The sequence below is a fragment of the Cupriavidus sp. WS genome, assembly GCF_000395345.1.
GTDB classification, from domain to species: Bacteria; Pseudomonadota; Gammaproteobacteria; order Burkholderiales; family Burkholderiaceae; genus Cupriavidus; species Cupriavidus basilensis_B.
The window spans coordinates 1-14,018 of sequence record NZ_AQPL01000102.1 but is presented as its reverse complement, the minus strand read 5'-3'; the positions used below and the strand labels follow the sequence as shown (position 1 = coordinate 14,018).

Sequence of the window (14,018 nt, the reverse complement as noted above, 5' to 3'; positions counted from 1 at the left end):
GCGCGTGGCGTACCGGCCGGCCGGTGCGTGCCCTGCTTACTGGACCTGCTTGAGCTGGTCCAGGATGGCGGGGTTTTCCAGGGTCGAGGTGTCCTGGGTGATTTCCTCGTTCTTGGCCAGCGAGCGCAACAGGCGCCGCATGATCTTGCCGGAGCGGGTCTTGGGCAGGTTGTCGCCGAAGCGGATGTCCTTGGGCTTGGCGATCGGGCCGATCTCCTTGCCGACCCAGTTGCGCAGCTCGGTGGCGATCTGCTTGGCTTCTTCCTCGGTCGGGCGCGAGCGCTTGAGCACCACGAAGGCGCAGATGGCCTCGCCGGTCATGTCGTCGGGGCGGCCCACCACGGCGGCCTCGGCCACGATCGGGTTGGACACCAGCGCCGACTCGATCTCCATCGTGCCCATGCGGTGGCCCGAGACGTTGAGCACGTCGTCGATGCGGCCCATGATGGTGAAGTAGCCGGTTTCCTTGTCGCGGATCGAGCCGTCGCCGGCAAGGTAGAGCTTGCCGCCGAGTTCCTCGGGGAAGTAGCTCTTCTTGAAGCGGTCCGGATCGCCCCAGATGGTGCGGATCATCGACGGCCACGGGCGCTTGACGACGAGGATGCCGCCGCTGCCGTTGGGCACGTCCTGGCCGGTCTCGTCGACGATGGCGGCGATGATGCCGGGCAGCGGCAAGGTGCACGAGCCCGGCACCAGCGGCGTGGCGCCCGGCAGCGGCGTGATCATGTGGCCGCCGGTCTCGGTCTGCCAGAAGGTGTCCACGATCGGGCAGCGCTCGTTGCCGATATTGTGGTGGTACCACATCCAGGCTTCCGGGTTGATCGGCTCGCCCACGGTGCCGAGCAGGCGCAGGCTGGACAGGTCGTACTGCTTCGGATGGACCTTCTCGTCGGCGTCGGCGGCCTTGATCAGCGAGCGGATCGCGGTCGGCGCGGTGTAGAAGATGCTGACCTTGTGGCGCGCGATCATGTCCCAGAAGCGGCCGGCGTTGGGATACGTGGGCACGCCTTCGAACACCACCTGGGTGGCGCCGGCGGCGAGCGGGCCGTAGGCGATATAGGTGTGGCCCGTGACCCAGCCGATGTCGGCGGTGCACCAGAACAGGTCGTCGGGCTTGATGTCGAAAGTCCACTTCATCGTCATCAGCGCCCACAGCAGGTAGCCGCCGGTGCTGTGCTGCACGCCCTTGGGCTTGCCGGTGGAGCCGGAGGTGTAGAGCACGAACAGCGGGTGCTCGGCACTGACCGGCTCGGCTTCGCAGGTCTCGGGCTGGCCCTTGGCGACGTCGTCCATCGCGCGGTCGCGGCCTTCGGTCCAGTTGACCTTGCCGCCGGTGCGGCGATACACGATGACGCTCTTCACGGCTTCGCAGCCACCCAGCGCGAGCGCTTCGTCGGCGATGGCCTTGAGCGGCAGCGCCTTGCCGCCGCGCATCTGCTCGTCGGCGGTGATCAGCGCGACCGCGCCGACGTCCACCAGACGCTCCTGCAGCGACTTGGCGGAGAAGCCGCCGAACACCACCGAGTGGGTGGCGCCGATGCGCGCGCAGGCCTGCATGGCCACCACGCCTTCGACCGACATCGGCATGTAGATGACGACGCGGTCGCCCTTCCTGATGCCGAGCGCCTTGAGGCCGTTGGCGAACTGGCAGACCTTGGTGTGAAGCTGGCGGTAGGTGACTTTGCTGACGGCGCCGTCGTCGGCCTCGAACACGATCGCCACCTTGTCGGCGTTGCCGTTGGCGAGGTTGCGGTCGAGGCAGTTGTAGGAGGCGTTGAGCTCGCCGTCCTCGAACCATTTGTAGAACGGCGCGTTGCTTTCGTCGAGCACCTTGGTGAAAGGCTTGCTCCAGTGCAGCTGTTCGCGCGCATGCCGCGCCCAGAAGCCCTCATAGTCACGCTCCGCTTCATCGCACAGCGCCCGGTAGGCCTCCATGCTTGGCACCGCGGCCTGCTTTGCGAACGACTCCGGGGGATTGAAAACGCGATGCTCCTGCATCACCGATTCGATGGCGGACATTTGTTTGTCTCCTGATATGGTGTGGCTGCGTGGCTGCAAACTTACGCCCGACGGCTTACTTAAACCTGACGTGCCGCCGGGGGTTTTCAGGCCCCCGCCGGGCCGGGTCCGGCTGCTGCAATGCAGCATGCCGCTTGCGTGCGGCGCAGCATCGGCGAGCGTTGCGCCGGCAACGCGGGTGGCGCGATCGCGGCGCCCGCATGCCGATGTGCAGCCTTCTCCATTAGGCTAGCACAGCTATAATGCCGCGAGCCCTATTCCGAACACGGCGCTGCGACATTCGCGGAGTTTGCGCGCGCCGCACGCCGCCCGCCGAGCCGACTTGGCCGTCCACGACTTGCCCGTCCACTCCCTCCTCCTGATCGCCGCGATGGCCCTGGTCGGCAGCAATGTCGGACTGGGCAAGGCCATCGTGGCCTACGTGCCGATCCTGCTGTTCGCGCTGCTGCGCTTTGCCATCGCCATCGTGTGCCTGGCACCGTGGTACCGGCCCGCGCGCATGCGCGCGGTGTCGCGCGGCGAGTGGCTCAACCTGTTCCTGCAGGCGTTCTTCGGCACCTTCCTGTTCACGCTGCTGATGCTGGGCGGCGTGCGCCTGACCAGCGCGATGGCCGCGGGCGTGATCACCAGCACCATCCCGGCCACGGTGGCGCTGCTGTCGTGGCTGGTCCTGCGCGAGCGGCTGTCGCGCCGCACCGTGCTGTCGGTGCTGCTGGCGGTGGCGGGCATCGCGGTGCTGAACGTGGCGCGCGGCACCGGGCACGGCGCCGGCGGCGGGACCGACGGCGGGCAGGCGCTGCTCGGCAACCTGATGATCATGGGCGCGGTGATCTGCGAATCGATCTACGTGATCCTGTCGCGGCGGCTGGCGCAGACGCTGGCGGCGATCGAGATCTGCGCCTACACGCACCTGATCGGCGGTCTGCTGATGCTGCCGCTGGGGCTGGTGCCGCTGCTCACGTTCGACATGGCCTCGGTCCCGCCCGGCATCTGGCTGATGCTGCTGTGGTACGCGCTGTCGGCCAGCATCTTCTCGTTCTGGCTGTGGATGAAGGGCGTGCGCCACGTGCCCGCGCAACTGGCCGGCGTGTTCACCGCGGTGCTGCCGGTCGCGGCGGCCACCTACGGCATCGTCTTCCTCGGCGAGAAGCCGGGCTGGGCGCATGGCGTGGCGCTGGCCTGCGTGCTGGCCGGCATCGTGCTGGCGAGCTGGCCCGGCCCGCTCGCCCGGCGCACGTGGCGCGACGGCGCCGGCGCGGCGGCCGGCGCCGGGCAAGATCGCGGCGGCTGAACAGGTTGAAGGCCGGCCAGGGTGCAAAACGCGCGATTCGCGAAATATGCGCAATGTACAATTGCAACCCTTCCCTTACATTCCGCTTTCAACCCCAATGGCATCGAATCCCATGTCGAACCAGCCCCGGCGGCTCGGCCCGCTGGCCAGCGTGATCTTTTCCTCGCGCTGGCTGCAGCTGCCGCTTTACCTCGGCCTGATCGTCGCGCAGGCGGTCTACGTCTATCACTTCGGCGTGGAGGTCTGGCACCTGGTGGCGCACGCCACCGAATACGACGAGACCAAGTTCATGCTGGTGGTGCTGGGCCTGATCGACGTGGTGATGATCTCCAACCTGCTGATCATGGTGATCGTGGGCGGCTACGAGACCTTCGTCTCGCGCCTGGGACTGGACAACCATCCGGACGAGCCGGAATGGCTCGACCACGTCAACGCCGGCGTGCTCAAGGTCAAGCTGTCGATGGCGCTGATCAGCATCTCGTCGATCCACCTGCTCAAGACCTTCATCGACGCCGACCAGCGCGCGCCGAACACCATCATGTGGCAGGTCATCATCCACCTCGCCTTCCTGCTCTCGGCGGTGGCAATGGCCTACGTCGACAAGCTGGTGTCGCACCCCGCGCCCGGCAAGGCGCACTGAAGCCGCTCCCGGCGAGGCCACCAGACCGCAGCCCCGGCTGCGGTTTTTTTCGGCCTGCCGCCGGAACGCCCAGCGGGCCGCGCGATGCGGCCCCGGCATCACCCGCGGCGTTGCCGGCACGCGCATGCGCGCGCCGCGACGCCGCCGCGCGGGTGTATCATTCCGGGTTGAATTTCCCCCCTCGCCTGTCCCCACAAAAATGACCGTCATCAAACAAGAAGACCTCATCCAGAGCGTCGCCGACTCCCTGCAGTACATCAGCTATTACCACCCGATGGACTACATCACCAGCCTGGGCCGCGCCTATGAGCTGGAGCAGAGTCCGGCCGCCAAGGACGCGATCGCGCAGATCCTGACCAACAGCCGCATGTGCGCGGAGGGCAAGCGCCCGATCTGCCAGGACACCGGCATCGTCACGATCTTCGTCAAGGTGGGCATGGACGTGCGCTGGGACGGCGCCACCATGGGGCTGTCGGACATGATCAACGAAGGCGTGCGCCGCGGCTACACCCATCCGGACAACGTGCTGCGCGCCTCCATCGTCAACCCGCCCGAAGGCGGCCGCAAGAACACCCGCGACAACACCCCGGCCGTGATCCACTATGAAGTGGTGCCCGGCAACACGGTGGACATCCAGGTCGCGGCCAAGGGCGGCGGCTCGGAGAACAAGTCGAAGTTCGTCATGCTCAACCCGTCCGACTCCATCGTCGACTGGGTGCTCAAGACCGTGCCGACAATGGGCGCCGGCTGGTGCCCGCCCGGCATGCTGGGCATCGGCATCGGCGGCACCGCGGAGAAGGCGATGGTCATGGCCAAGGAATCGCTGATGGACCCGATCGACATCCAGGACGTGATCGCGCGCGGCCCGCGCGACTGGATCGAGGAACTGCGCGTGGAGCTGTACGAGAAGGTCAACGCGCTGGGCATCGGCGCGCAGGGCCTGGGCGGCCTGGCCACCGTGCTCGACGTCAAGATCATGGGCTACCCGACCCACGCGGCCTCCAAGCCGGTGGCGATGATCCCGAACTGCGCGGCCACGCGCCACGCGCACTTCACGCTGGACGGCAGCGGCCCGGCCAGGCTGGAAGCGCCGGACCTGTCGCAATGGCCGAAGGTCGAGTGGGCGCCCAACACCGAAACCTCCAAGCGCGTCGACCTGAACACGCTCACGCCCGAGGAAGTGGCGTCGTGGAAGCCGGGCCAGACCCTGCTGCTCAACGGCAAGATGCTGACCGGCCGCGACGCCGCGCACAAGCGCATCGCCGACATGCTGGCCAAGGGCGAGAAGCTGCCGGTGGACTTCAAGAACCGCGTGATCTACTACGTCGGCCCGGTCGACCCGGTGCGCGACGAAGCGGTCGGCCCGGCCGGCCCGACCACCGCCACGCGCATGGACAAGTTCACCGAGATGATGCTGGCCGAGACCGGCCTGATCTCGATGATCGGCAAGGCCGAGCGCGGCCCGGTGGCGATCGAGGCGATCAAGAAGCACAAGTCGGCCTACCTGATGGCGGTCGGCGGCGCCGCTTACCTGGTGGCCAAGGCGATCAAGGAAGCCAAGGTGGTCGGCTTCGCGGACCTGGGCATGGAAGCCATCTACGAGTTCGACGTCAAGGACATGCCGGTGACGGTGGCCGTGGACAGCGAAGGCACCTCGGTGCACAAGACCGGCCCCGCCGAATGGCAGGCCAAGATCGGCAAGATCCCGGTCGCCGCGGCATAATCCGGGCTGCTTCCGCGACAGCCATGCCGCTGTAGAGAGCCGGGTCGCCGACCCGGCTTTTTGCATGCGGGCCCCGAATTCCTTCCCATACGCCACACGCCATCCGTGAACAACGCACCCATCGGCATCTTCGACTCCGGCCTCGGCGGCCTGTCCGTGCTGCGCGAGGTCCGCGCGCTGCTGCCGCATGAGTCGCTGCTGTACCTCGCCGACTCGAAGTACAACCCGTATGGCGAGAAGCCCGAGCGCTTCGTCGAGGCGCGCACGCTGCAGGCCTGCGAATGGCTGGTGGCGCAAGGCTGCAAGGCGCTGGTGATCGCCTGCAACACGGCCACCATGCACGCGGTGCACACGCTGCGCGAGCGGCTGGCGCTGCCGATCATCGGCGTCGAGCCCGGCCTCAAGCCGGCGGCCGCGGCGAGCCGCAGCAAGGTGGTCGGCGTGCTGGCCACCGGCAACACGCTCAGGAGCGCGAAGTTCGCGCGGCTGCTGGCCTCGCTCGATGGCGAGAGCCGCTTTCTCTGCCAGGCCGGCAGCGGCCTGGTCGCGCTGATCGAGGAAGGCGACGTGGCCGGCCCCGCCGTGCGCGAGAAGCTCGACGCCTATCTCACGCCGATGCTCGCGGCCGGCGCCGACACGCTGGTGCTGGGCTGCACCCACTACCCGTTCCTGGCGGAGGCGATCCACGGCATGGTGGGAGACCGGCTGGCGCTGGTCGACACCGGCAGCGCCATCGCGCGCCAGTTGCAGCGCAAGCTTGGCGAGCACGGCCTGGCCGCCGATGCCGGCGCGGTGCCGCGCGACCGTTATGCGTCCACCAAGGACGCCGCGCACCTGCGCGCGATGGCCGCCGCGCTGCTGCACGTGGAGGCCGACGCGCAAACCGTGTCGATCGAGCCGGCTCCCGCGCTGGCCTGACCCCGGCGCGCGCCCACGCTACTGCAGGAAGCCCAGCGGCCTGCGCTGCCGCACGTCGGGCTTGACCGCATGCTCCTGGCGCAGTTGCGCGAGGAATTCGTCGGGCGTCAGCGACTCTCCCAGCAGCACGCACTGGCGCTTGACCGTGGCGAAGTCGCCCGGCGTCAGGCAGTCCAGGTGCGCCAGTTCCTCGCGCATGGCGCTGTCGAGGCGCGCGGCGTCGCCGTCGAGCGCTTCTTCCACGAACATCGCGGCGCGCTGCTCCGGCTTGAGCGGCAGGAAGCGGATCTTGAACGAGAAACGCCGCAGCGCGGCTTCGTCGATGCGCTCGAACAGGTTGGTGGTGCACACGAAAATGCCGTTGAAGCGCTCCATGCCCTGCAGCATCTCGTTGACCTCGGACACTTCGTAGTTGCGCACGGCGTTCTGGCGGCTCTGCATGAAGCTGTCGGCCTCGTCGAGCAGCAGCACCGCGCCCTCCTCCTCGGCGCGCGCGAACATCGCCGCGATCTGCTGCTCGGTCTCGCCCACGTACTTGCTCATCAGGTCGGACGCGCGGCGGATCATCAGCGGCTGCTCCAGCGCCGCGGCGATGTGCTCGGCCAGCGCGGTCTTGCCGGTGCCGGGCGGCCCGTAGAAGCACAGCGTGCCGCGCTCGCGCGCCTTGAGCGCCTGCACGATCTTGCCCACGTCGTAGCGCGTCTCCAGGTTGAGGTAGTCGAGCCGGTAATGCGTCACCAGCGGCCGCCCTTCCACCTCCGGGCGCAGGCCCATCGCGCGGTCGGCATGGTCGAGCTGGCGCAGGATCAGCGCCTCCACCGGCTCGGCCACGCCCGTGCGCGCCAGCTGCACGAAGCGCGCGGCCGACTGCACCTGCGCCGGCGTGAGCGTCTTGCGCGCGGCCAGCGTGGCGATGAAGGCATCGCTCACGTCGAGCGCGCCGAGATGCTTGCGGATGATGTTCTCGCGCACCTGCGGCGGCGGAATCTTCAGCTCCAGGTGGAACTGGAAGCGGCGCAGGTAGGCCGGATCGATCTGCCGGATCGAGTTGGAAATCCAGATCACCGGCACCGGGTTCTGCTCCAGCGTCTGGTTGACCCAGGCCTTGCCGTTGACCGAGCCGCGCGGGTCTTCCTGGCCGAACAGGCTGGTCAGCTCGCGCGTGCTGCCGGGGAACACGTCTTCCACCTCGTCGAACAGCAGCGCCGTGTGCGGACGGCCGCGCAGGAATGCCTGCGACACCTGCAGCGAGCGATAGCGGTCCTTGCCCGAGAGGCTGTTGCCGTCGCGGTCGAGACAGTCCACCTCGTACAGCTCGCAGCCGGCCTCGCGCGCCAGCAGCCTGGCGAATTCGGTCTTGCCGGTGCCGGGCGGGCCGTAGATCAGCACGTTGACCCCGCAGGCGTGCTGGCTGGTGGCGTTGGCCAGCAGCGCCGAGAGATAGCGCGCATCGGTCTCGACGTGCGGATAGTCGCCGGTGCCCAGCGTGGGCGCCGCGGCGGGGCGCGTGAACACCGCCATCATCTCCGCCTCGTCGGCGTAGTTGCCGAGCAGCACGTGCAGCAGGCGGTCGGACAGGCGCATCAGGTCGCCGAGGTCGGTCACGCTGTTCTCGGGCAGCGGCTGCTCGATCAGGTTGAGCGTCTCCAGGCGCGAGCCAGGCCGCAGCGAGGCGGCCACCGCCGCGGGGCTGGCGCCGGTGAGCCCGGCCAGGATCTGGAAGGCCTCCTGGCTGTGCGCCACCTTGCAGTCCACCATCACGGCGCGCAGGTCGCGCTTGTACTTGGCCAGCGCGGCGTACAGCAGCAGCTTGCGCTCGTGCTCGGGCAGGTCCAGCACGTGGCTGAGCATGTCGATATTGCGCACCAGCAGCACGCGCTCGCCGTCCAGCCGCGCGGCCAGCGCCGCGGCCGAGACGTCGAACACGGCGAACATGTCCTTGGCGTGGTGCTTGACGTATTCGTCGAGGTAATAGAACAGCGCGCTTTCGTCGAAGGCGCTGTTCCACTGGCCGTGCCGCTCGAGGAATTCCTCCGGGGTCAGGCGCGCGGCGCCCTTCCAGGCCGGCATGTCGGCGCAGCGCGCGGCCAGGAAGCGCTGCACGCGCAGCACCACGCCGTAGGGCCACACCATGTCCTGGGCGCTGACGGTCAGGATGTCGTTGATGTTGCTGCGCAGGTTGAAGCGCGGCCCCAGCGCGCACACCACGCGCAGGGCGAACTGGGCGCACATCCAGTCGAGCGCGGAGGTGCCCGGCGAGACAGCGGCGGCACGCAGCAGCGTGGAGCGGTCATCATCGGCGCAACGGGTGAAGTCCATAGCCTGATCCTCTCGCACGGGGCGCCGGCGCCGTGGGCGGCGCGGCGAATTGCTCGTCTTTTTCCTATGCTAGCGCGCTTTGTGGCAGATCGGGCATTGCCGGCAACCCTGTGCCGTGCGCCGGAGCGCATTCGGGCGCGGCGTCCGGTCGCGGGGCGGGAGCGCGGCGCGAAATCGCGGCGAAATCGGCGTATAAAGACGACTTGTGCAGCGCCGCGATGCGACCCGGAACCGGCTGCCGCGCCGATTGCCGCGCCGATTGCCGCGCCGGCACGCAACAAGCCGGCGGGAATGCCCGGCTGCATTGCACAAAATGCTAACAAATAAGAATCATTATCGTTTATACTTACAAGCTGACACGCTGCCCCCTAGAGCGGCGCTCCCACCGGCATACCTGTTGAAGGAGCGTTTATCATGGAATTGCTGCTTAGCTTGCTGGTCGGTTGTGGCATCTCGCTGATCCTGTTCTATCGCAAATAGGCCCTATCGCTAATAAAGCCGGCGCCGCGCCAGACCGCCGACATCCGTTGTTTTCACATGTTCGATCAACGTTTTTTCAAGATCACGCTAGCCGTCCTGCTGTTCCACGTCGGCCTGCTTTACCTGATCCAGAGCGGGCTGGGGCGCAAAATCACGGAAGCCGTGATCGCGCCCGAGATCATCGCCCGCATCATTCCGCTCGAGCCGCCGCAGAAGCCTGCCGTCGAGACCCCCAAACCCAAGCCCGAAACGCCGCCCAAGCAGGTCAAGGTCACTACGCCGAAACCGACGCCGCCGCAGCCCCGGCCCACGCCGCTGCCGGTGCCGTCGCTGCCGCCCACGCCCAACGCCATCGAGGCGCCGCCGGCACCGCCCGCGCCTCCGGCTCCGCCCGCCCCGGCACCCGAGCCGCCCGCGCCGGCATCGGCCGCGCCGCGCGCCGTCGGCATCGGCGAGATCCAGTGCACGCCGCCGCAGCCGGCCTATCCCTCGCAATCGCGCCGCATGGGTGAAACCGGCAAGGCCGTGGTCCGGCTGACCACCGACGAAAGCGGCAAGGTGGTGAAGACCGCCATCGTCTCGTCGAGCGGCTCGTCGCGCCTGGACCAGGCCGCCGTGGACGCGGTCCAGCGCATGCGTTGCAAGCCATACATGGACAACGGTCGCGCCGTGGCGGTCACCGCCCAGCAGCCGATCGGCTTCGAACTCAACTGATTTCAATACCGACCTCACCAGGAACCATCATGCAGGACCTCGGACTCTCGCACCTCTGGACGCAAGGCGATTTCGTCATGCGCGCCACCGCCATCATTCTGCTCATCATGTCGCTGGCTTCGTGGATCGTCATCCTCACCAAGGCGTGGGACCTGATCCGCCTGAAGAAGATGGCGCACGGCGCGGAGAAGCGCTTCTGGCATTCCGACGATTTCGACCACGCCCTCGAGACGCTCGGCGGCAACGACGCCAACCCGTTCCGCTCGCTCGCCGTGACCGGCAAGGAAGCCGCCCAGCACCACCGCGCCAGCCAGCCCCAGCTGCATGACGTGATGGACATCTCCGACTGGCTGACCCGCTCGCTCAAGAGCGCCATCGACGACGCCGTGGCGCGCATGCAGTCCGGCCTCGCCGTGCTGGCCTCGGTCGGCTCGACCGCGCCGTTCGTCGGCCTGTTCGGCACCGTGTGGGGCATCTATCACGCACTGATCAACATCGGCGCCTCGGGCGTGCCGACCATCGACAAGGTGGCCGGCCCGGTCGGCGAATCGCTGATCATGACCGCCTTCGGCCTGGCCGTGGCGATTCCGGCGGTGCTCGGCTACAACGCGCTGAGCCGCGGCAACAAGGGCGTGATCTCCAAGCTCAACCGCTTCGCCCACGACCTGCACGCCTACTTCGTGACCGGCGCCCGCGTGCGTCCGAGCAACGCCCGTGGCGCTACCGACGACAGCGGTATGCGCCTCGCCGTCAAGAACCCGTAAGGCCCGCAGCAAGGCAAGAAGGAAGTCATCATGGCATTCGGTACCCTCGACTCAGACGATGACGAGGTAATGAGCGAGATCAACATGACGCCGCTGGTCGACGTCATGCTGGTGCTGCTGATCATCTTCATCATCACCATTCCCGTGATCAATCACGCGGTCAAGATCGACCTGCCGCGCGCGACCAACACGCCCAACGATCCGAAGCCGCAGAGCATCAACGTGTCGATCGATGCCAGCGGCAAGGTCTTCTGGAACCAGACCGAGGTCGACGAGCAGATGCTCGACGCCAACATCGCCGAAGCCGCGCAGCAGCAGCCCCAGCCGGAACTGCACCTGCGCGCCGACCGCGACGTGCGCTACGAGCGCGTGGCCGAAGTCATGGCTGCCGCGCAGCACGGCGGGCTCGGCAAGATCGGCTTCATCACCGAGCCGAAGCACTGAGCGGCCGGACCGATCGGCAAGCAAGAGGGCACTCCCGAGGGGTGCCCTTTTTGCTTGGCGCGCCGCCCTCGCCGCATCCGGCGCCGGCGCGGCGTTTCCATGCGGTTCCATCAAAAAACACTATTGTAATGATAACTGTTCTCATTTAAGATAAGGGCAACTTGAACCCCGCTGGTGATGGCGCGCAGCCCGCGCCGCCGCCAGCCAACGCACCGGAGCCCTCCGATGAGCACCCTGACCCTGCCGATGTCGCAACCCGCCGTGACTCGCCGCCGCCTCTCGCTGCGCCGGATCGAAGTCAATCCGAGCTCGCGCACGCCGTCGCGGCGCGAGACCGCGGCCAGCACGGCGATCGAATCGATGAAGTCCGCCGTGGCCGCCCTGCCCGCCCGCCTCGAGGCCCTCGTGCGCGACAGCCTGCCGGTGGCGCAGGCCAGCGAAGCGGTGCCGCTGGAAACGCTGATGCGCGGCAACAACGTGCTGCCGATCCTGCATAACGGCGAGGTCTACACGCTGCGCATCACGCGCTACGGCAAGCTGATCCTGACGAAGTAAGCCGCGCGCCGTCCGCGCTTGCGCATGGGCGCGAGCACCCGCCTGCGCAAGCATGGCAGGTCGCGCCACTACGCGGCTTGCGAACGGGAACGGACGGGAACGGGCGAGATGCCTGCCGGGACCGGCAGGCCGCGTGCCGGGCCATCGACAGCCACGGCACGGGCGGGAGCGGCGAGGAACGGGACATGGCGGCAACGCGCCGCGGCCCTCATCCTGATGCCGGCAGCGAGGATGCCCGCTGCCGGTGAACGCTTCTACTGCGCGCCTCTACTGCGCGCTTCTGCTGCGCGCGTCTACGGCTCGGAAGCCTGGGCTCAGACGCCCAGGGCCGCGATGCCGGCACGCGCGATCTGCGCGTCTTCGGTCGACTTCACGCCGGACACGCCGACGGCGCCCACCACCTGGTCGTTGACGACGATGGGCACGCCGCCCTCCAGCATGCCTTGCAGCACCGGCGCGGTCATGAACGACTGGCGGCCGTTGTTGATCATGTCTTCGTAGATCTTCGACTCGCGGCGGCCCAGCGACGCCGTACGCGCCTTTTCGGTGGCGATGTAGCTCGAGATCGGCGCCGCGCCGTCCAGACGTTGCAGGGCCAGCAGGTGGCCGCCATCGTCAACGATGGCGATCGACACGGCCCACTGGTGATTCTTGGCTTCGACCTCTGCTGCGGCCAGTACCTTCTTCACATCGTCTGCCGTCAGCACGGTTTTTTGCTGCATACCACTCTCCTCGAAGTTCATTTCGGTGAATCAGTTCAACGAGCCGGAAGTATAGCGCCCCGGCCGCCGGCATTGCCACGGGCCGCCCCGCGCGCGCGAAAAAGCAAAAAACCCGCCGGAGCGGGTTTCTTGCTTGCTGCTTGCGTTGCTGCGTTGGCGCGCTTGAACCTGCGGAAGACTCAGGCCCCGTCGGTGAACGAGTCGCGGCGGTCGCTGACCTTGGCGCCGTCCGTGTAGGGGTCGACCTTGCCGAACTTGGCACCGTCGGTGTACGGGTCCACCTTGCCGAACTTGGCGCCGTCCGTGTACGGATCGACCTTGCCAAGCTTGGCGCCATCGGTGTACGGATCGGCCTTGCCGGTGCCAGCGGCGAATGCGGAAGCGGAGAGGGCGGAGAGGGCGGTCAAGGCGGCGATCGTCACCAGGCTGTTCTTGATCTTCATGGTCTGATCCTTTGGGTAGGTACTGTGCTGGAGGGGCACCGGATGACAGGACTTTGCGAAATCATTTCATCGCGGTGCAACACAAGTAGTGTAGGTGGAAACCCTAATAACGATCTAACCTGCCGTTTGACTTGTCTGTTCAAATATTTTGACCCCGATCATCTCGCGGGAACCACTTGCCGCTTTGCCGCGTCATTCGGCCATCCGCCGGCCGCGGCCCCAAATGCCAAAGGGCCCCGAGGGGCCCCTTTGTGACGCTGCGCGAAGCAGATCGTTCATGCTTATCGCCAGTGGCGATGCTCATGCCCCCAGCGTCCCGGCGGGCCGTAGTAGCCGCGGCCGTAGTAGCGCGGGCCATAGTAGCCGGGACCGTAATAGACCGGCGCCGGGCGTACCACCACCGGCGGCGGGCCATAGTAGACCGGAGCGGGCGCCATCACCACCGGCGGCGCCACATAGGCGGGCGCCGGATAGTATGCCGGGCCGCCAACCACCACGCCGGGGACGCCGATCGACAGGCCGACATTGACATGCGCCATTGCCGCGCCCGACGAAAGCACCCCAAGCACTGCAAGTCCTGCGAGCAACCAGCGTTTCATGATCTTTGCCCCTGCAAGTCGTTATTCGATAAGTCATATTGTAGAGACTGCCGCCAATCCAGGTGAAACCGGGGGTTCTACATTGTTACCGGGCGTAACAACCGGCACATCCGGGCGGCATCTGCGCGCCTCCCGCCGCATCGCGGCTGTCCCGCGCCAAGCTTGCATCACCGCGCCCAACCGACCACAATACCGGGCTTGCCGTGCGGCCGTGGAGAAATTGGTAGACTCAGCAGACTTAAAATCTGCCGCCTTTACGGGCTTACGGGTTCGACCCCCGTCGGCCGCACCAGCAGCACAGCGCCGGCTCAGGCGACTGCCGCGCAAAGCGCCGCGCCACCGGCCATCAGGAACAGGAACAGCAAGCCCGCCAGCACCAGCGGCTTT

At 67.4% G+C, this 14,018-nt stretch carries 13 protein-coding genes and 1 tRNA gene; 9 read left to right on the top strand and 5 right to left on the bottom strand.

Annotation, left to right across the window (positions count from 1 at the left end; genetic code table 11):
- Positions 1 to 36 precede the first annotated feature (36 nt).
- On the bottom strand, positions 37 to 2,019 hold the full coding sequence (gene acs, locus K206_RS0110000; RefSeq protein ID WP_020202270.1) for an acetate--CoA ligase: 1,983 nt from the start codon (positions 2,017 to 2,019) through the stop codon (positions 37 to 39).
- A gap of 322 nt (positions 2,020 to 2,341) precedes the next feature.
- Here acs and K206_RS0109995 point away from each other — a divergent pair, with 322 nt between their 5' ends.
- The 4 genes from K206_RS0109995 (at position 2,342) to murI (ending at position 6,591) form a co-directional block, all read left to right on the top strand.
- Positions 2,342 to 3,310: an EamA family transporter gene (locus K206_RS0109995; RefSeq protein ID WP_020423734.1), complete on the top strand. Its 969-nt coding sequence runs from the start codon at positions 2,342 to 2,344 to the stop codon at positions 3,308 to 3,310.
- Between the two features lie 112 nt (positions 3,311 to 3,422).
- Positions 3,423 to 3,950 (top strand): TIGR00645 family protein, encoded by a 528-nt coding sequence (locus K206_RS0109990; RefSeq protein ID WP_020202268.1) that lies wholly within the window; start codon positions 3,423 to 3,425, stop codon positions 3,948 to 3,950.
- Positions 3,951 to 4,149: 199 nt separating this feature from the next.
- Positions 4,150 to 5,673, top strand: coding sequence for a fumarate hydratase (locus K206_RS0109985; RefSeq protein ID WP_020202267.1), 1,524 nt, complete (start codon positions 4,150 to 4,152; stop codon positions 5,671 to 5,673).
- Positions 5,674 to 5,778: 105 nt separating this feature from the next.
- Positions 5,779 to 6,591 carry a glutamate racemase gene (murI, locus tag K206_RS0109980; protein WP_020202266.1) on the top strand — a complete coding sequence of 271 codons (813 nt, stop codon included), beginning with the start codon at positions 5,779 to 5,781 and terminating at the stop codon, positions 6,589 to 6,591.
- Positions 6,592 to 6,609: 18 nt separating this feature from the next.
- Here murI and K206_RS0109975 read toward each other — a convergent pair whose 3' ends face one another.
- Positions 6,610 to 8,910: an AAA family ATPase gene (locus tag K206_RS0109975; protein ID WP_020202265.1), complete on the bottom strand. Its 2,301-nt coding sequence runs from the start codon at positions 8,908 to 8,910 to the stop codon at positions 6,610 to 6,612.
- A gap of 537 nt (positions 8,911 to 9,447) precedes the next feature.
- On the opposite strand from K206_RS0109975, the gene K206_RS0109970 reads away from it, so the two are divergent.
- The 4 genes from K206_RS0109970 to K206_RS0109955 all read left to right on the top strand — a co-directional run bounded on the left by K206_RS0109970 (position 9,448) and on the right by K206_RS0109955 (position 11,867).
- On the top strand, positions 9,448 to 10,104 hold the full coding sequence (locus tag K206_RS0109970; protein WP_020202264.1) for an energy transducer TonB: 657 nt from the start codon (positions 9,448 to 9,450) through the stop codon (positions 10,102 to 10,104).
- 29 nt (positions 10,105 to 10,133) lie between these two features.
- Positions 10,134 to 10,868, top strand: coding sequence for a MotA/TolQ/ExbB proton channel family protein (locus K206_RS0109965; RefSeq protein WP_020202263.1), 735 nt, complete (start codon positions 10,134 to 10,136; stop codon positions 10,866 to 10,868).
- Between the two features lie 30 nt (positions 10,869 to 10,898).
- Positions 10,899 to 11,312, top strand: coding sequence for a biopolymer transporter ExbD (locus tag K206_RS0109960; RefSeq protein WP_029043435.1), 414 nt, complete (start codon positions 10,899 to 10,901; stop codon positions 11,310 to 11,312).
- Between the two features lie 225 nt (positions 11,313 to 11,537).
- The gene (locus K206_RS0109955) at positions 11,538 to 11,867 is read left to right on the top strand and encodes a hemin uptake protein HemP (RefSeq protein ID WP_020202261.1); all 330 of its coding nucleotides are present in this window, start codon (positions 11,538 to 11,540) and stop codon (positions 11,865 to 11,867) included.
- Between the two features lie 314 nt (positions 11,868 to 12,181).
- Here K206_RS0109955 and K206_RS0109950 read toward each other — a convergent pair whose 3' ends face one another.
- The 3 genes from K206_RS0109950 to K206_RS0109940 form a co-directional block, all read right to left on the bottom strand.
- On the bottom strand, positions 12,182 to 12,589 hold the full coding sequence (locus tag K206_RS0109950) for a heme-binding protein (protein WP_020202260.1): 408 nt from the start codon (positions 12,587 to 12,589) through the stop codon (positions 12,182 to 12,184).
- A 179-nt stretch (positions 12,590 to 12,768) separates the two neighbouring features.
- The gene (locus K206_RS0109945; RefSeq protein WP_020202259.1) at positions 12,769 to 13,032 is read right to left on the bottom strand and encodes a hypothetical protein; all 264 of its coding nucleotides are present in this window, start codon (positions 13,030 to 13,032) and stop codon (positions 12,769 to 12,771) included.
- A 281-nt stretch (positions 13,033 to 13,313) separates the two neighbouring features.
- Complete coding sequence (locus K206_RS0109940; protein WP_029043434.1) at positions 13,314 to 13,631, bottom strand: hypothetical protein; 318 nt, start codon at positions 13,629 to 13,631, stop codon at positions 13,314 to 13,316.
- Positions 13,632 to 13,836: 205 nt separating this feature from the next.
- Here K206_RS0109940 and K206_RS0109935 point away from each other — a divergent pair.
- Positions 13,837 to 13,923: transfer RNA gene (locus tag K206_RS0109935), tRNA-Leu, on the top strand.
- The last annotated feature ends 95 nt before the right edge of the window (positions 13,924 to 14,018 follow it).